At 45.3% G+C, this 18,015-nt stretch carries 15 protein-coding genes and 1 riboswitch; all 15 genes read left to right on the top strand.

Annotation, left to right across the window (positions count from 1 at the left end; genetic code table 11):
• Positions 1-58 precede the first annotated feature (58 nt).
• The 15 genes from zapA to sdhA all read left to right on the top strand — a co-directional run bounded on the left by zapA (position 59) and on the right by sdhA (position 17,993).
• A complete protein-coding gene (zapA, locus tag GJB59_RS06980; RefSeq protein WP_065537053.1) occupies positions 59-319 on the top strand; it encodes a cell division protein ZapA in 261 nt (86 codons plus the stop codon).
• Positions 320-324: 5 nt separating this feature from the next.
• Positions 325-861, top strand: a complete 537-nt coding sequence (locus GJB59_RS06975; protein ID WP_142827668.1) for a CvpA family protein — start codon at positions 325-327, stop codon at positions 859-861.
• Positions 862-917: 56 nt separating this feature from the next.
• Positions 918-2,627, top strand: coding sequence for a DNA polymerase/3'-5' exonuclease PolX (gene polX, locus GJB59_RS06970; RefSeq protein WP_142827669.1), 1,710 nt, complete (start codon positions 918-920; stop codon positions 2,625-2,627).
• 93 nt (positions 2,628-2,720) lie between these two features.
• On the top strand, positions 2,721-5,081 hold the full coding sequence (locus GJB59_RS06965) for an endonuclease MutS2 (protein WP_142827670.1): 2,361 nt from the start codon (positions 2,721-2,723) through the stop codon (positions 5,079-5,081).
• 23 nt (positions 5,082-5,104) lie between these two features.
• Positions 5,105-5,518, top strand: a complete 414-nt coding sequence (locus tag GJB59_RS06960) for a DUF350 domain-containing protein (RefSeq protein ID WP_142827671.1) — start codon at positions 5,105-5,107, stop codon at positions 5,516-5,518.
• A gap of 256 nt (positions 5,519-5,774) precedes the next feature.
• On the top strand, positions 5,775-7,466 hold the full coding sequence (locus GJB59_RS06955; RefSeq protein ID WP_142827672.1) for an AMP-binding protein: 1,692 nt from the start codon (positions 5,775-5,777) through the stop codon (positions 7,464-7,466).
• 96 nt (positions 7,467-7,562) lie between these two features.
• Positions 7,563-8,147: a fatty acid metabolism transcriptional regulator FadR gene (gene fadR / locus GJB59_RS06950; protein ID WP_142827673.1), complete on the top strand. Its 585-nt coding sequence runs from the start codon at positions 7,563-7,565 to the stop codon at positions 8,145-8,147.
• Between the two features lie 17 nt (positions 8,148-8,164).
• The gene (locus tag GJB59_RS06945; RefSeq protein WP_142827674.1) at positions 8,165-8,938 is read left to right on the top strand and encodes an enoyl-CoA hydratase; all 774 of its coding nucleotides are present in this window, start codon (positions 8,165-8,167) and stop codon (positions 8,936-8,938) included.
• A gap of 20 nt (positions 8,939-8,958) precedes the next feature.
• Positions 8,959-9,732, top strand: coding sequence for an electron transfer flavoprotein subunit beta/FixA family protein (locus GJB59_RS06940; protein ID WP_142827675.1), 774 nt, complete (start codon positions 8,959-8,961; stop codon positions 9,730-9,732).
• A 304-nt stretch (positions 9,733-10,036) separates the two neighbouring features.
• Positions 10,037-11,002 (top strand): electron transfer flavoprotein subunit alpha/FixB family protein, encoded by a 966-nt coding sequence (locus tag GJB59_RS06935; protein ID WP_142827676.1) that lies wholly within the window; start codon positions 10,037-10,039, stop codon positions 11,000-11,002.
• A gap of 445 nt (positions 11,003-11,447) precedes the next feature.
• On the top strand, positions 11,448-11,762 hold the full coding sequence (gene trxA, locus GJB59_RS06930; RefSeq protein WP_142827677.1) for a thioredoxin: 315 nt from the start codon (positions 11,448-11,450) through the stop codon (positions 11,760-11,762).
• Between the two features lie 57 nt (positions 11,763-11,819).
• Positions 11,820-13,616 carry an excinuclease ABC subunit UvrC gene (gene uvrC / locus GJB59_RS06925; protein ID WP_142827678.1) on the top strand — a complete coding sequence of 599 codons (1,797 nt, stop codon included), beginning with the start codon at positions 11,820-11,822 and terminating at the stop codon, positions 13,614-13,616.
• Between the two features lie 37 nt (positions 13,617-13,653).
• A riboswitch (Lysine riboswitch) is annotated at positions 13,654-13,828 on the top strand.
• 139 nt (positions 13,829-13,967) lie between these two features.
• Positions 13,968-15,194: an aspartate kinase gene (locus tag GJB59_RS06920; protein ID WP_142827679.1), complete on the top strand. Its 1,227-nt coding sequence runs from the start codon at positions 13,968-13,970 to the stop codon at positions 15,192-15,194.
• A 393-nt stretch (positions 15,195-15,587) separates the two neighbouring features.
• On the top strand, positions 15,588-16,199 hold the full coding sequence (locus GJB59_RS06915; protein WP_142827680.1) for a succinate dehydrogenase cytochrome b558 subunit: 612 nt from the start codon (positions 15,588-15,590) through the stop codon (positions 16,197-16,199).
• Between the two features lie 45 nt (positions 16,200-16,244).
• Positions 16,245-17,993: a succinate dehydrogenase flavoprotein subunit gene (gene sdhA / locus GJB59_RS06910; RefSeq protein ID WP_142827681.1), complete on the top strand. Its 1,749-nt coding sequence runs from the start codon at positions 16,245-16,247 to the stop codon at positions 17,991-17,993.
• Positions 17,994-18,015: the final 22 nt, after the last annotated feature.

The following is an 18,015-nucleotide window of genomic DNA, read 5'->3' as shown; positions in this document are numbered from 1 at the left end:
ACAATCGGCTTGTGTTCATGGTATGATGGATTATAGAATTCTAAAGGGGGATATTGCATTGTCAGAGCAACATAAAATTCACACGGTCGTTGACATCTATGGCAACACCTATAAAATGGTCGGTACCGAAACTTCCGGCCACATGCGTCTCGTTGCATCGATTGTCGACAGCAAAATGCGGGAGATCAATGCGTTAAATCCATCACTGGATCAGGCGAAGCTTGCCGTTTTGACTGCATCAAATGCGGTACATGACTATCTTAAACTGAAAGAGCAAGTTGAACAATTAGAAAATGAATTGAAAAAACTGAAGGGTTGACGTGAATGCTTGATATTCTATTAATCATCTTACTGATCGGTGGCATCATTGTGGGCGCCAAAAGAGGTTTTATTGTCCAACTGATCCATATGATCGGGTTTGTTATTGCACTGGTCGTGGCCTATAAATACTATAAACCTTTATCCGAATACTTTGTGCTGTGGATTCCTTACCCGGCAATCAATGAAAATTCCCAGTTTACGCTTGTTGTAGACCAGTTGGACTTGGATCAGACTTTCTATCAGTTATTGGCGTTTGCCCTTATTTTTTTTGTGGTGAAGTTTGCTTTGCAACTGATTGCGTCGATGTTTGATTTCTTGAAGTTCTTGCCGGTGCTTGGATTTTTCAGCAAAATTCTCGGTGCGGTTTTAGGATTTGTTGAAGTTTACATACTGCTGTTTATTTTCATCTATGTGTTTGCATTGCTCCCATTGGACGTTGTGCAAAACCAATTGGAGAATTCCGGTATTGCCCAGTCTATGCTTGAGCATACGCCTTATTTCTCTGAGAAAGTAAAAGAATGGTGGTATATTTATATGTAGTAGGAACTTCTCTCTTACGAGGGAAGTTTTTTTAGTCGAAACGAGGAGGGCTTTTGGTGAATAAGAAGATTATCATCAGAACACTTGAAAAGATTGCGTTATATATGGAACTCAAAGGGGAAAACCCGTTTAAAGTATCGGCGTTCCGGAAAGCTGCACAGGCGCTTGAGCTTGACCAGCGCAGCCTGGATGAAATTGAGGACGTCACGAAACTTAAAGGCATCGGAAAAGGCACAGGGGAAGTTATTCTTGAGCTGATCAATGATGGCAAGTCGACCGTCCTGGAAGAGCTGCAGGAAGAAGTGCCGAAAGGACTCGTTCCAATGATGAAGCTGCAGGGAATGGGCGGCAAGAAAATCGCCAAGTTGTATAAAGAACTGGGGATCGATTCGATGGAAGCTTTAAAAGCTGCATGCCTGAATCAGGAAATTCAGAAGCTTCCAGGCTTTGGGGCGAAATCCGAGGAAAAGATCCTGAAAGAGCTGAACGATTTTGAGACCAAGCCGGACCGCCAGCCCATCTGGAAAACAGAAGAAACAGTGGCGTTTATAGAAGATGTTTTGATTACGATTGCAGAAGTCGCCGAGTTTTCAGTTGCAGGAAGTTTCCGGCGGACTAAAGAAACCAGCAAGGATCTGGACTTTATTATCGCAACGTCTGAACCGGCGCGCGTGAAAGAGCAGCTGCTTGCTGCTTTGCCGGTACAGGAGACGATTGCGTCTGGTAACACGAAAGTGTCAGTCACTGTAGATGTGTTGGAACCGATTGATGTTGATTTCCGTTTGGTGGCACCTGAAGAATTTGTCACTGCGCTGCACCATTTTACCGGATCCAAGGACCATAATGTCAAAATGCGCCAGCTGGCCAAATCACAGCAAAAGAAAATTAGTGAGTACGGCGTTGAGCAAGAAGACAGCACTGTGGCGACTTTCAAATCCGAAACTGAGTTTTTTGCGCATTTTGGCTTGCCTTTTATTCCACCGTCGGTTCGTGAAGATGGACGGGAACTGGACCGCCTGGAAGAATTGCCGGAGCTGGTAACGCTTGAGGATATTCAAGGCGATTTGCATATGCATACTACCTGGTCGGATGGCGCCAATTCATTGAAAGAAATGATTGAAGCCTGTGTAGCTAAATCCTATCAATACATGGTCATCACTGACCACTCACAATATTTGAAAGTGGCAAATGGGCTGACTCCTGAACGTTTAAAGGAGCAGCATGACTTGATTCGGGAAACGAACGGGCAATATCCAGCAATAGAAGTGCTGTCCGGAACCGAAATGGATATTTTACCTGACGCATCGCTTGATTTTGACGACGATTTGCTAAAACAGCTGGACTTTGTTATTGCCAGCATCCACTCGAGTTTCCAGCAGCCGCAGGAACAAATCATGGAACGGATTTTAACGGCGATGAAAAATCCATACGTCCACATGATTGCCCATCCGACTGGTCGGATCGTCGGCCAGCGTGACGGCTATGATCCTGATGTGGAGCAGATTCTGGACTGGGCAAAAGAATACGGAAAAATCGTTGAATTGAATGCTAGCCCTTACCGCCTCGACCTTGCTGTACCGTACTTGGTAATGGCACAGGAAAAAGGGGTGCCGGTAGCGATCAATACAGATGCCCATGCCATTGAAGGCTTGGAAGTCATGGAAACCGGCGTCAAGCACGCCCAAAAAGCATGGCTTAAAAAAGATACAATAGTCAATACATGGTCACTTGAAAAACTGAAAGCGTATATAAGCAAGTCAAAATAAAAAAAAGATCGTCTCGATTCGCTGCAGGCAATGGAGGCGGGAATATTTTACTGAGCAACTGTTAATTTATTTGAAACGTTAGGAGGTTCTTCAATGATCGCAGAACGAGCATTAAGGACACTTGAATTTTATAAAATCCGAGATGAAGTCGCACGGTATTGCACATCATCACTCGGAAAAGCCCATGTGGACAAGCTGCTGCCATCTACGGATATAAACGAAGTCAATCGGCTTTTAGAACAGATGGACGAAGGTGCGCAAGTTTTGCGTGTGAAAAACAATGTGCCGATGGGCGGGATTTTCGACATTCGCCTGCATGCAAGACGCGCGCAAATTGGCGGCAGTCTGAGCCCGATGGAGCTGATGGAAGTGTCGTCAACGATTCGCGCGAGCCGCATCCTCCGCCAATTTTTTGAAACGATCCAGGAAGAAGCGGTCATTCAAATTCCGCATTTCCTGGAGAAAAAACAATCAATGCCGATTTTGACGACTTTAGAACATGCCATCAACATTTGCATCGATGATAATGGCGGCGTATTGGACAGTGCAAGCTCTGAATTGCGTTCCATCCGCCAGCAGTTGCGGACGCAGGAAAGCCGTGTCCGCGAACGTCTGGAAAGCTTGGTACGCGGCAAAAATGCTTCGAAAATGCTGTCGGATTCCATTGTGACCATCCGAAATGACCGCTTTGTTATACCGGTCAAACAAGAATACCGCAGCCATTACGGCGGCATCGTGCACGACCAGTCTTCTTCAGGGCAGACCTTGTTCATTGAACCGGACGCGGTCGTGCAGGCAAACAACGAAGTTCGCCGGTTGAAGATGAAGGAAAAAGAAGAAATCGACCGTATTCTGCTGATGTTATCGGCACAGGTACAGGAAGTTGCCCATGAGCTTTTTCTTTTGGTTGAAGTGCTGGGTGAAATCGACTTGATCCTGGCTAAAGCAAAATACGGAGCTGCACATAGAGGCACAAAACCGACGATGAATTCAGAAGGCTACATCAATTTGCGGAAAGCACGCCATCCATTGATTCCGAAAGATGAGGTAGTGCCGAACGACATCGAATTTGGCGGGGACATCACGGCCATTGTCATTACCGGTCCTAATACAGGCGGAAAGACAGTAACCTTAAAGACCGTCGGATTAACGACTTTGATGGCTCAAGCCGGATTGCCGGTGCCTGCGCTTGATGGCTCGGAATTATCGGTGTTCAACCAGATTTTTGCCGATATTGGCGATGAACAGTCGATCGAGCAAAGCTTGAGTACGTTTTCTTCCCATATGGTCAACATTGTCGACATTCTGACCAAGTTCGATGAAAACTCCCTTGTGATTTTCGATGAATTGGGAGCGGGTACGGATCCGCAGGAAGGTGCAGCTCTAGCCATTTCGTTATTGGATGAAGTCCATGGCAGAGGAGCGCGCGTGATTGCGACGACGCATTATCCAGAATTGAAAGCGTACGGCTATAATCGACCGGGTGTGGCAAATGCCAGCGTAGAATTTGATGTGGAAACATTAAGTCCGACTTATCGCCTGCTTATCGGAGTTCCCGGCCGAAGCAATGCGTTTGAAATTTCCAAACGTCTTGGTCTGCCGGATCATATTATCAACCATGCGAAAAGTTTTACCGGAACCGACAGCAAAGCCGTGGATTCCATGATTGCATCTCTCGAAAAGAGCCGTCGCGAGGCGGAACAGGACGCGGAGCGGACAAAAGAAGTTCTGTCAGAATCAGAACAGCTGAAAAAAGAGCTGGCGAAGCAGCTGGAAGAATACGAGCAGCAAAAAGAACGGCTGGAAGAAAAAGCGAAGGACAAGGCGAGAAAAATCGTCGACGAAGCACGTGCAGAAGCAGAGGCTGTCATATCGGATCTTCGCAAAATGCAATTTAACCAAAGTTCGTCGGTCAAAGAGCATGAACTGATCGATGCGAAAAAACGGTTGGAAGATGCCATGCCTCAAAACCGCATTCTTAAAAAGGCAGCAAAAGACAATGCAGCCAAACCGTTAAAAGCGAATGACGAAGTCAAAGTGATTTCCTTCGGACAAAAAGGGACTTTGGTCGAAAAAGTTTCTAAAAATGAATGGATCGTTCAAATCGGCATTTTGAAAATGAAGCTGCCAGAATCTGATTTGTCTTACACTAAACCGGAAAAGCAAAAAGAAACACGGACCATGGCCACATTGAAAGATCGTGACAGCCATGTGAAAATGGAACTTGATTTGCGCGGCGAACGCTATGAAGACGCACTTGCACGTGTTGAAAAATACCTGGATGATGCGTTATTATCAAATTACCATCAAGTATCAATTATTCATGGAAAAGGGACCGGTGCTTTGCGCCAAGGCGTCCAGCAATACTTGAAGAAGCATCCGCGCGTCAAAAACTACCGGTTTGGCGAAGCGGGTGAAGGCGGCTCGGGTGTCACGGTCGCTGAACTAAAGTGAGTTTCAGCAAAGGAGTATAAGAAATGACAGAAACAGGTTTTTGGACACACCCGCTGGTCGAGTCGGCCGGCTATTTCAGTGTAGTGGTATTGTGTTTGATCGTCTCCATGGTGATTTTCGAAATGGTGACAAAATATAATAACTGGGAACAAATCAAAAAAGGGAATTTGTCAGTGGCCATGGCAACAGGCGGAAAAATTTTCGGCGTCACCAATATTTTCCGCTTTTCCATTGAACAGCATAATTCACTGTTTGAAATGATCGGGTGGGGATTGTTCGGTTTCACTTTGCTGATTTTCGCTTATATTCTGTTTGAGTTCCTGACGCCCAAGTTTAAAGTGGATGACGAAATCGAGCAGGACAACCGTTCTGTCGGCCTCATTTCGATGGTCATCTCTGTCGGTTTGTCGTTTGTCATTGGAGCCAGTATTCAATAGGAGTGGGATAGAGTGGAAAATCTAATTAAAATCTTGTTTGTCTTTTGTGCGATTTTTTTGATAGTGGGAGTTATCTTCCTGTTTATTTTCTAGAAAGCCGGCCAGCCTTTGTGCTGGCTATTTTTGATATCCTGCAACTATTTCAAACACTAACTCCAACTTTATATAAATAAAGTTTGTAAGCGGTGTCATTATTCTCTATAATTAAAAATAGGAATATTCGCACGATTCTAATAAAATTTAGGAGGTCTAAAGAATGACTGAAAAGCCGTGGCTAGCCCATTATCCACCGGAGATCCCACATACGCTGACTTATCCAAGTATGCCGGTACAGGAATATTTAACAAAAGCCTATGAAAAGTATCCGCAAAAAGTGGCGATCCATTTTATGGGGAAAGAACTTTCGTATGAGGAACTGTACCAATCCTCCATGAAGTTTGCGAACTACCTTCAAAAAATAGGAATTAAAAAAGGCGACAGGGTTTCGATCATGCTGCCCAACTGTCCACAGGCAGTCATCAGCTTTTACGGGATCCTTTATGCTGGCGGTGTTGTTGTCATGACCAACCCGCTCTATACGGAACGGGAAATTGCCTACCAGATGAAAGATTCAGGGGCGCGGGCTATCATCAGTTTGGATATCCTATTCCCAAGAATTTCAAAAGTAATCAAGGAAACGGATTTGGAGAATGTCATCATTACCGGCATCAAGGATTACCTGACTTTCCCGAAAAATCTAGTCTATCCGTTTATCCAGAAAAAGCAGTACGGCATGACCGTTAAAGTAGAGCACCGGGGAGTCAATCACCTGTTTACCGAAATTATGAAGACTTCACAGCCGTTTGTTGTGGAAACACCTTTTGATTTCGAGGAAGATTTGGCTTTGCTGCAATACACAGGAGGCACCACCGGTTCTCCGAAAGGTGTTATGCTGACGCATAAGAACATTATTTCCAATGCGACGATGTGTGACAATTGGCTGTATAAATGCAAAAAAGGCGAAGAGACGATCATGGGAATCATCCCGTTATTCCACGTTTATGGCCTAACGACTGTATTGATCCTGTCCGTAATGCTCGGCAATAAAATGGTTCTTCTTCCCAAATTTGATCCTGAAACGGCATTAAAAACCATCAACAAGCAAAAGCCTACACTTTTCCCGGGAGCACCAACGCTCTACATTGGATTGATGAATCATCCGGACATCGCCAAATACGATTTGTCTTCGATTGAAGCTTGCCTAAGCGGTTCCGCTCCATTGCCGGCAGAAGTCCAGGAGAAATTCGAAAAGCTGACTGGCGGAAAGTTAGTCGAAGGCTATGGATTGACGGAAACTTCACCTGTCAGCCATTCAAATCTAGTTTGGGGAGAACGGAAAAAAGGTTCAATCGGTTTTCCGTATCCGGACACAGACTGCAAAATCTTCCAGACAGGCACAACCGATCCGGTTCCAAATGGCGAGATCGGAGAAATTGCCATAAAAGGGCCTCAAGTTATGAAAGGCTATTGGAACAAACCGGAAGAAACAGCTGCCACAATCGTTGATGGCTGGTTGTTGACAGGAGATCTTGGCTACATGGACGATGAAGGAAACTTCTTTATTGTCGATCGCAAAAAAGACATGATTATCGCCGGCGGTTTTAATATTTACCCAAGAGAAATCGAAGAAGTACTGTACGAACACGAAGCGATTCAGGAATGTGTAGTAGCCGGAATTCCGGATCCGTATCGCGGAGAAACGGTAAAAGCATACATTGTCCTGAAAGAAGGCTATACTGTAACAGAAGAAGAACTGGATACGCATTGCCGGGAAAACCTGGCGTCATTCAAAGTGCCGCGCATTTATGAATTCCGCAAAGAATTGCCGAAAACAGCAGTCGGGAAAATTCTGCGCCGCTCACTTGTGGATGAAGAGGTATCGAAACAGAATGAAGCCATTCCATCATAAAGGGATAAAAACTTGACACTAAATACAATAAACTATAATATGAAAATATGAATGAATCGCCATTCATATTTTCATATTTTTTTGGGTGGTGACAGTATGGTAAAAAAAGATAAGCCGAAGTATAAACAAATTATCGATGCGGCAGTTATAGTCATTGCTGAAAATGGCTATCATCAAGCGCAGGTTTCAAAAATAGCCAAACAGGCTGGCGTGGCGGACGGAACCATTTATTTGTATTTCAAAAACAAGGAAGACATTCTGATTTCTGTATTTCAGGAAAAGATGGGTGTATTCGTCAGCAAGCTTGAACAAATCATTTCCCGTGATTTGGATGCTTCAACCAAACTGGGGCTGATGATTGAAAGCCACTTCGAGCTATTGGCAGGCGACATTCATTTGGCCATTGTTACGCAGCTTGAATTGCGTCAGTCCAATCATGAAATCCGCATAAAAATCAATAATGTTCTGCGGGAATATTTAAAGCTGATGGATAAGATCCTGGTTAAAGGCATGGAAAATGGAGAATTTGATGCAGCAATGGATATTCGTTTAGCCAGACAGATGGTTTTTGGTACAATGGATGAGACCATTACTACATGGGTCATGAATGACCATAAATATGACTTAGTCGAACTCGCACCACAAGTTCAGCGTTTGCTGCTGAAAGGCATGCAGGCTTAAAGAGAGGGGCTCATTGGATGGAATTTATTAGCTGGAAAAAAGAAGATGGCGTAGCTGTGGCGACGATCAATCGTCCGCCGGCAAATGCGCTATCGCGTTCACTCATTTTGGAAGTTGATGAATTGTTGAACCAGGTTGAAAATGATGAAGAGGTTCGCGTCATCGTCTTGCACGGAGAAGGCAGGTTCTTTTCTGCGGGTGCAGACATCAAGGAATTTACGCAAGTATCTTCCGGAGAAGAGTTCTCGAAACTATCAGCGAGCGGCCAGGAAGTTTTTGAACGCGTCGAAACTTTCCATAAGCCTGTTATTGCGGCAATTCACGGGGCAGCTTTAGGCGGCGGACTGGAATTGGCAATGAGTTGCCATATGCGATTTGTCACCGAAAATGCTAAACTGGGATTACCGGAGCTTCAATTAGGTTTGATCCCTGGATTTGCTGGAACGCAGCGTCTGCCAAGATATGTAGGCACGGCAAAAGCGGCAGAAATGCTGTTGACGAGTGATCCGATCTCCGGTACCGAAGCAGCGCAATATGGCTTGGCGAATCGTGCTTATGCAGAAGAGGACCTACTTTCGGAAACGCTTACAATCGCCCGTAAAATAGCGAAGAAAAGCCCGGTTTCTGTCAAAGCGGCAATCGAAATGCTGCAGTACGCCAAGCCAGCGTCGTATCATGAAGGCGTTAACGCTGAAGCTCAATCTTTTGGAACGGTTTTTGTTTCAGAAGATGCAAAAGAAGGAATCCAGGCATTTCTGGAGAAACGTGAAGCACAATTTAAAGGGAAATAATACTTGGGAGGTTTACGTTCATGAACATTTATGTATTGGTAAAACGCACATTTGACACAGAAGAGAAAATCGTCGTTTCAGGTGGACAAATCCAGGAAGACGGGGCGGAATTCATCATTAATCCTTACGATGAGTACGCGATTGAAGAAGCAATTACAGTCCGCGACGCACACGGCGGCGAAGTGACAGTTGTCACTATCGGCAACGAAGAAGCAGAAAAACAGCTGCGCACAGCACTTGCAATGGGCGCTGACAAAGCTGTCTTGATCAATACAGAGGACGATATCGAAGAAATGGACCAGTTTACTTCTGCGTACATACTGGCTGAATACTTGAAAGACAAAGAAGCTGATTTGATTTTGGCAGGTAACGTCGCAATCGACGGCGGATCAGGGCAAGTTGGACCGCGTGTTGCCGATTTGCTTGGCATTAACTACGTAACAACCATTACCAGCTTAAGCATTGAAGGCGAAACAGTGACCATCGTTCGGGACATCGAAGGGGATGCGGAAGAATTGGAAACGTCATTGCCGCTTCTTGTTACAGCTCAGCAAGGCCTGAACGAGCCGCGCTACCCATCACTTCCAGGAATTATGAAAGCGAAGAAAAAGCCGCTTGAAGAATTGGAATTGGATGATCTGGATATCGAAGAAGACGAGGTATCAGCTAAAACAGAAACAATCGAGATCTACTTGCCACCGAAAAAAGCGGCTGGCCGCATTCTTGAAGGCGACATCTCCAACCAGGTATCAGAACTGGTAGGCTTGCTGCGCAATGAGGCGAAGGTTATTTAAGCAAAGAAAAGCGAAGGTGCGCGTTCAGCTCTGACAGGTGTAAGACGATCTGGCGAAGCGGCATGTTTTCAGCCGCACAGCCAGAGTGGCTTACATCCCGAAGAGCTGGGCACCGGAGTCTGGACAAAGAAAAGCGGAAGTGCCTGTTCAGCTCTGACAGGTGTAAGACGATTTGGCGAAGCGGCATGTTTTCAGCCGCACAGCCAGAGTGGCTTACATCCCGAAGAGGCGGCTCCTTCCATTTAAATACCGGCAAAAAAACATTCCATATATTTTTCACATCTACTTAGGGGGTAAACAGACCATGGCGAAAAAAGTATTAGTTTTGGGCGAAACGCGCGAAGGCGCTTTGCGTAATGTCTCATTTGAAGCAATTGCAGCTGCCAAGAAGATTTCTGGCGGCGGAGAAGTAGTAGGAGTTTTGATCGGTGATTCAGTTGCTGACTTCGGAGCAGAATTGGTAGCTTACGGCGCAGACCGAGTTATAACAGTTGAACACCCGCACTTAAAGTCATATACGTCTGACGGATACGGCCAGGCATTCATGGCAGTTGTTGAACAGGAAAATCCGGAAGGACTTGTCTTTGGCCATACAGCAGTCGGCAAAGACTTGGCGCCCAAAATTGCTTCTAAATTACAGGCCGGTTTGATTTCAGATGTAACAAATATTGAAGGCGAAGGCGATGATGCAGTATTCATCCGTCCGATCTTCTCTGGTAAAGCGTTTGAAAAAGTAAAGTTAAAAGAAGGAATCGATTTTATCACAGTGCGCTCGAACAACATCGCGCCGCTTGAAAGACAGGAACGTTCCGGCGAAGTCAGCTCGTTGTCTGTTGATATCACGAACCTTCGCACGATCATCAAAAATGTTGTTCGCAAATCAACAGAAGGCGTCGATCTTTCTGAAGCGAAAGTGATCATTGCTGGAGGCCGTGGCGTTAAGAGTGCTGAAGGATTTGAGCCATTGCAGGAATTGGCTAATCTTCTTGGCGGCGCTGTTGGCGCATCACGCGGAGCTTGCGACGCGGATTATTGCGATTACTCTCTTCAAATTGGACAGACAGGCAAAGTGGTAACACCTGATTTGTATATCGCAGCTGGTATCTCTGGAGCAATCCAACACATGGCTGGTATGTCCAACTCGAAAGTTATTGTTGCCATCAACAAAGATCCAGAAGCAAATATCTTCAAAGTAGCAGATTACGGAATTGTCGGAGACTTGTTCGAAGTCATTCCGATGCTGACAGAAGAATTCAAAAAAGTAATGTAATCTGCTGGTTGGCAGATTGATAAGTTTTAAAGTCTGAACAGGTGGAGAAAAATTAACCATTTTTCTTCACCTGTTTTTCATTTGTGGTTTTTATATATGTCGAACTAAAGAATCTAGCTTCTACACAACGCTCCGGACGCTTTGGGCATAGCTCCCGCAAGAAGCCAGGCAAAGGGCGCCAGTCTTCTTGCTTCGCCTAGCCCCTGGACGCGCCGGCGCTAAGAGGTAGAGTGAATTCGATTAGTTCAACTTATATCGTATATTTTTCTAATAACGTGTTGCTTGCAATGAAATCGTCAGCTGGAACAGAAAGCAATGCTAACTTTTTCTCGTTTAGCACCACTATTTGCCGGGTATTGGAAGAGTAGGCAAAAAAATAGCTAGTGTTTTTAACGCATGCTATACTCTGTATATAGTTTGGTTTAATCATAAGGAGGAATTATTCATGGCAATCGTACACGGTACAGATCAGAACTTTTCACAAGAAGTATCAGAAGGACTCGTTTTAGTAGATTTTTGGGCAACTTGGTGCGGACCATGTAAAATGATCGCTCCAGTGCTTGAAGAATTGGACGCTGAAATGAGCGATAAAGTTAAAATTGTAAAAGTTGATGTGGATCAAAACCAGGAAACAGCTGGAAATTACGGCATCATGTCCATTCCGACTTTGTTATTGCTGAAAGACGGAGAGACTGTCGATAAAGTAGTTGGATTCAGACCAAAAGAAGCATTAGCTGAAATGGTTGAAAAACACGCATAATTAATTCTTAAACCGGGTCCAGTGATGGTGCCCGGTTTTTTAATAGGGTGAGATAAAATGGCAAACGAATTGATTCAGCATAAACTTCCCATACTGCCTGATCAGCCAGGCTGTTATTTAATGAAAGACCGCCAAAATACGATTATTTATGTCGGGAAGGCAAAAGTTCTAAAAAATCGCGTGCGCTCCTATTTCACAGGCAGCCACGATACCAAAACACAGCGTCTGGTCAATGAAATCGAGGATTTCGAGTATATCGTCACATCTTCCGACAAAGAAGCGCTTATTCTCGAATTGAACTTGATCAAGAAATATGACCCGAAATACAACATCATGCTGAAGGACGATAAAAGCTATCCTTACTTGAAGATTACAGGAGAACGCCATCCCAAGCTGATTACGACGAGACAGGTCAAAAAAGATAAAGGGAAATATTTTGGTCCTTATCCCAATGCCTATGCGGCAGCAGAGACGAAAAAACTGCTGGACCGCCTGTATCCATTGCGGAAATGCCACACCATGCCGGACCGGGTCTGCCTGTATTATCATTTAGGGCAATGTCTGGCGCCATGTGTTAAACCAGTGGAAAAAGAGACCTATCAGGAAATGATCGACGGCATCACAAAATTCCTGAATGGCGGTTTCCGTGAAGTCAAAGTGGAATTGGTTGAGAAGATGTCGGAAGCGGCAGAAAATCTGGAATTTGAGCGGGCAAAAGAATACCGCGACCAAATTTCCATGATCGAAACCGTTATGGAAAAACAGAAAATGGCGATGAACGATTTTACCAATCGCGATGTTTTCGGCTATGCCGTTGACAAAGGCTGGATGTGTGTACAGGTCTTTTTTGTGCGACAAGGCAAACTGATCGAACGAGACGTTTCATTGTTCCCGTTGTACCGGGATCCGGAAGAAGAATTTTTGACTTATCTCGGGCAGTTTTATGAAAAACCCAATCACGTCAAACCGAACGAAATCCTGTTGCCGGAAGCGGATGACCCTGAAATGCTGAAAGAATGGCTCGGTGTACGGGTGCTGGTTCCGCAGCGCGGCAAGAAAAAAGACTTGGTGGCGCTGGCGAAGCAAAATGCTGAAATTGCCATCAAGGAAAAGTTCCAGCTGCTGGAACGCCAGGAAGAGCGAACAATCGGCGCATGCCAGGAACTTGGCGATGCGATGAATATCCAGACGCCGCTGCGCATCGAAGCATTCGATAACTCTCACATTCAGGGGGCCGATGCAGTATCTGCGATGATTACGTTTATTGATGGAAAGCCTTCCAAAAAAGATTACCGCAAGTACAAAACGCGCACCGGGTCCAAGCCTGATGATTACGCGGCGATGCGGGAAGTTATTCGTCGACGCTATTCGCGTGTCTTGAAAGACGGACTGCCGCTGCCTGATCTTATCGTTATTGACGGGGGCAAAGGGCAGATGTCGTCGGCACGCGAGATTTTAGAAGACGAACTCGGCCTGTCGATTCCAATTGCCGGCCTTGCAAAAGACGATAAGCATCAGACCTCACAATTATTGTATGGCAATCCGGTTGAAGTTGTGCCGCTCAAGCGGACCAGCGAAGCCTTTTACTTGATGCAGCGCATACAGGACGAGGTCCACCGTTTTGTCATCACCTTCCACCGCCAATTGCGCGGCAAGAACTCGATCCAGTCGGCTCTTGATGGACTCGAAGGAGTAGGGCCGAAGCGCAAACAGCAGCTGCTGAAACATTTTGGTTCTGTCAAAAAAATTAAAGAAGCTTCTGTAGAAGAGATAAAACAAGCGGGTATGCCAGAAGCGCTTGCTTTATCGATTGAGCAGCATTTTGCAGAGGCCACGTTGCCAAGCGAAACATAACGTGTTATCGTAAAAGAATATTTGAATCACTTGGAAAAGTGATGATAGAGGCGCGAACGTCAATAGTAAGCATTCGGAGATTTGCAGAATCTGAGATGAATGGTGAAAGGGGCGGTCGCCGAAGTGTGCGTGCAACTGCTTTTGCGCATGCTGGTTCTGCATTTAAGAAGTGCAGAGCTGTCAGAGTCAATCTCTGGAGGGCTATCTCACATGGACGTTTTTCGTGCATGATAAAAGAGGTAGTTTGCTGCGGTTGCGGTGAGCTGCCTCTTTTTATGTCTGGCAATGCTTTTCTATAGGCTCATTGCCAGACATTTTGAGGGCCACATACTAAATGTGGGAGTGAATGGAATGGAAACGATCGTCATGAAATTTGGAGGGACATCAGTTGCGACTCCAGAAAAAATCATTGGGGTGGCCAAGCGAGCCATTCGTAAAAAAGAAAAGGGCAAACGTGTGGTCATCGTTGTTTCGGCCATGGGCAAAACGACTGACACCTTGCTTGGACTGGCCGGGGAAATTTCAGCTGAGCCCCCAAAACGTGAAATGGACATGCTGCTCGCTACCGGTGAGCAAGTCACCATCTCTTTATTGGCAATGGCTTTTAAAAAGTTGGGGCATGAAGCACTGTCTTTCACCGGTTGGCAGGCGGGAATCGAAACTGAATCTGTTCCGCGCAATGCCCGTATTGAACGGATCCATACAGAGCGTCTGGAACGTGTACTGGAAAACGGCTATTTTTGTGTTGTCGCCGGTTTTCAGGGAGTCGACAAAATTGGCAACATCACAACGCTTGGCCGAGGCGGATCTGATACAACAGCTGTGGCACTTGCAGCAGCATTAAAAGCTGAGAAATGCGAAATCTATACAGATGTCAACGGTGTCTATACATCTGATCCCCGCTATGTCTCAGGCGCGCGCAAACTGGAACAGATTTCATATGATGAAATGCTGGAGCTTGCTAATTTGGGTGCAGGCGTTCTGCACCCAAGGGCAGTCGAGTTTGCAAAAAACAACCGGGTTCCATTATCCGTCAGAGCGAGTTATTCAGATGAGCCTGGCACTATCATACAAGAGGTGATCACTGTGGAGAAAAACTTAATCGTCAGAGGCGTTGCATTTGAACCGGGAATCGCCCGGGTAACGGTGACCTACAAAAAACCGTTTAATGGATCCCTGGCAAATATATTTACGAAGCTTGCCGAAAACCAAATCGATGTGGACATTATCGTCCAAAGCATCAGCGAGGAACTTCCGCCATCCGTCTCTTTTTCCATCAGCCAGGAAAGTCTGGAAGAAACACAGCGAGTCCTGACTGGTGCAAAAGAAGAAATTGGCTTCCTGTCACTGAATATTGAAGTGGGCTTGTCTAAAGTATCGATCGTCGGCTCTGGAATGGTTTCAAATCCAGGTGTAGCCGCGCGGATGTTCGATATTTTAAGAAGCAAAGAAATTCCGGTAAAGATGGTCAGCACGTCCGAAATCAAAATTTCAGTAGTTGTGCCGGAAGTGGATATGAAAAAATCGGCAAATGCGCTGCACGAGGCATACGAATTGTCTGAGGTAGAATTGAAATAGGAAAGAGCTGTTTTACTTCTGAAATAACTGTTCGTGAAAATATTCACAAAATGTTCAAATTCTCAATGGCAATATTGCAATTATACTGATAGCAGTGGAATAAGGTAGAATACAGCAAAAAAGCGATTCTCAATTAGAGAATCGCTTTTTTGCGGAATTCCATTAAAACGGTTACATTCCAATGCGAATTATTGTTGAAAGTATGTCTAATGCCCTTTAAATGCTTGTTAACTATCTGTTTGAAAGAACTTCGTTGCCTTGACGCTCCTAAAGGGGGGGAGTACAATAAATATGTCATATTATTGTATCATGATGGTGTGCGGCTTCAGGTGCTTTCGTAATATACTGTCTGCCCTGGACGCTGCCAATCAATGTTTTGAGGGGGGTAAAATTTTGGATAACAATCGTGAATTTTTAATGCGCAGGCTGCACTCATTGTTGGGGATCATTCCTATCGGGTTATTCTTAACGCAGCACTTAATCGTCAACCATTTTGCTACGCAAGGGGTAGAGTCATTCAATACAGCCTCTCACTTTATGGCTAATCTTCCATTCGTTATTTTCCTGGAGATTTTCGTCATCTACTTGCCGCTCATGTATCACGCGTTCTACGGGTTATACATAGCGTTCACTTCGAAGAACAACCCTGGGCATTATAGCTATTTGCGCAATATGTTGTTTGTTGCACAGCGCTATACAGGAGTATTCCTGGTAGTCTTTATCGCTTGGCACGTCTTTGAAACAAGATTCCAAGTTGCGATCGGAGCAGATGAAGCCGATTTCAACATGATGGCGAACATTTTGGACAATCCATTTATGCTGGCATTCTACATCGTTGGTGTATTAGCCGCAGTTTTCCATTTTGCGAACGGAATTTGGTCATTCCTGGTTACATGGGGAATTACACAGTCCGAAGCCGCACAAAAAAATGCAACTTATTTCACACTTCTAGTATTTATTGTACTATCGATTATTGGTATGAGAGCATTGTTTGCATTCGTATAAGAATGACTCAATCATTGGTGAATTAAAAGAGGAGTGAATACTAACATGGCGAAAGGCAAAATTTCGATCGTCGGTGGTGGCCTAGCCGGCTTGATGGCAGCAATTAAAGTTGCAGAGGCAGGTTCTCCCGCCGATTTATTCTCAATCGTGCCCGTTAAACGGTCCCACTCAGTATGTGCGCAAGGCGGGATCAACGGAGCAGTTAATACAAAAGGTGAAGGGGATTCTCCTGATATTCACTTTGACGATACTGTTTACGGAGGCGACTTCCTGGCAAACCAGCGTCCTGTAAAAGCAATGGCAGACGCAGCACCAGGGATTATCCGCATGTTCGACCGCATGGGCGTTATGTTTAACCGTACGCCGGAAGGCCTTTTGGATTTCCGTCGTTTTGGCGGAACAATGTACCATAGAACAGCATTTGCCGGTGCTACAACTGGCCAGCAATTATTGTATGCATTGGATGAGCAGGTCCGCCGCTACGAAGTAAGCGGATTGATCACCAAATACGAAGGCTGGGAATTCCTTGGTCTTGTTCTTGACGAGCAGGGCGTAGGCAAGGGAATCACTGCTCAAAATATGACGACTATGGAAATCAAATCGTTCCGTGCGGATGCTATTATCATGGCAACCGGCGGACCGGGAATCATTTTTGGGAAATCGACGAACTCTGTCATCAACACAGGTTCAGCGGCTTCCATCGTCTATCAGCAAGGTGCATATTACGCGAACGGTGAATTTATCCAAATTCACCCGACAGCGATTCCAGGAGACGACAAACTGCGCTTAATGTCAGAATCGGCTCGTGGAGAAGGCGGACGTATTTGGACTTACAAAGACGGCAAGCCTTGGTATTTCCTTGAAGAAAAATATCCAGCATACGGCAACCTTGTGCCGCGTGATATCGCAACACGTGAAATCTTCGACGTCTGCGTCAACCAAAAGCTCGGCATCAATGGCGAGAACATGGTTTACCTGGATCTTTCCCACAAAGATCCAAAAGAGCTTGACATCAAACTTGGCGGAATCATCGAGATTTATGAGAAATTCACAGGTGATGACCCTCGTAAAGTACCGATGAAAATCTTCCCGGCTGTCCATTATTCTATGGGTGGATTATGGGTCGATGACCACCAGATGACTAGCATTCCTGGTGTTTTGGCAGCAGGCGAATGCGATTATTCTCAGCATGGTGGTAACCGTCTTGGCGCTAACTCGTTGCTTTCAGCGATTTACGGTGGAATGGTCGCAGGACCGAACGCTCTTGAATACGTTAAAGGCCTTGATGTTCTAGCGGAAGATCTTCCTTCAGCAATTTACGAAGCGCATGAAGCGAAAGAACAACGCGTTTGGGAAGAAATTCTGGCATTGGACGGCACAGAAAACGCTTATGTTCTCCACAAGGAATTGGGCGAATGGATGACGGACAATGTAACAGTTGTACGCTATAACGATCGTTTGCAGAAGACGGATGAAAAAATCCAGGAACTGCTTGAGCGATTCAACCATATCAGCATCACCGACACACAGCTTTGGAGCAATCAAGGCGCAATGTTCACACGTCAATTGCGGAATATGCTACATTTAGCACGAGTGATCACAATCGGGGCACTCAACCGGAACGAAAGCCGCGGAGCTCATTACAAACCGGATTTCCCGGAACGTAACGATGAGGAATACCTAAAAACAACGATGGCAAAATTCAATGGCTTTGATGCACCTATCTTCCATTATGAAGAAGTCGACACTTCGTTGATTCCACCGCGTAAACGTGATTATTCTGCAAAAGCATGATATAGAAGGGAGCTAATTTACC

This window comes from Planococcus soli, assembly GCF_016881065.1.
In the GTDB taxonomy this organism is placed as follows: domain Bacteria; phylum Bacillota; class Bacilli; order Bacillales_A; family Planococcaceae; genus Planococcus; species Planococcus soli.
This window is presented reverse-complemented; position numbering and strand designations above follow the sequence as displayed.

Bases quoted from the DNA above. Each gene is read 5' to 3' on its own strand.
- trxA (WP_142827677.1), top strand. From the start codon at position 11,448: ATGGCAATCGTACACGGTACAGATCAGAACTTTTCACAAGAAGTATCA.
- fadR (WP_142827673.1), top strand. From the start codon at position 7,563: ATGGTAAAAAAAGATAAGCCGAAGTATAAACAAATTATCGATGCGGCA.
- GJB59_RS06960 (WP_142827671.1), top strand. From the start codon at position 5,105: ATGACAGAAACAGGTTTTTGGACACACCCGCTGGTCGAGTCGGCCGGC.
- GJB59_RS06975 (WP_142827668.1), top strand. From the start codon at position 325: ATGCTTGATATTCTATTAATCATCTTACTGATCGGTGGCATCATTGTG.
- uvrC (WP_142827678.1), top strand. From the start codon at position 11,820: ATGGCAAACGAATTGATTCAGCATAAACTTCCCATACTGCCTGATCAG.
- GJB59_RS06945 (WP_142827674.1), top strand. From the start codon at position 8,165: ATGGAATTTATTAGCTGGAAAAAAGAAGATGGCGTAGCTGTGGCGACG.
- GJB59_RS06920 (WP_142827679.1), top strand. From the start codon at position 13,968: ATGGAAACGATCGTCATGAAATTTGGAGGGACATCAGTTGCGACTCCA.
- sdhA (WP_142827681.1), top strand. From the start codon at position 16,245: ATGGCGAAAGGCAAAATTTCGATCGTCGGTGGTGGCCTAGCCGGCTTG.
- GJB59_RS06935 (WP_142827676.1), top strand. From the start codon at position 10,037: ATGGCGAAAAAAGTATTAGTTTTGGGCGAAACGCGCGAAGGCGCTTTG.
- GJB59_RS06940 (WP_142827675.1), top strand. From the start codon at position 8,959: ATGAACATTTATGTATTGGTAAAACGCACATTTGACACAGAAGAGAAA.
- GJB59_RS06965 (WP_142827670.1), top strand. From the start codon at position 2,721: ATGATCGCAGAACGAGCATTAAGGACACTTGAATTTTATAAAATCCGA.
- GJB59_RS06955 (WP_142827672.1), top strand. From the start codon at position 5,775: ATGACTGAAAAGCCGTGGCTAGCCCATTATCCACCGGAGATCCCACAT.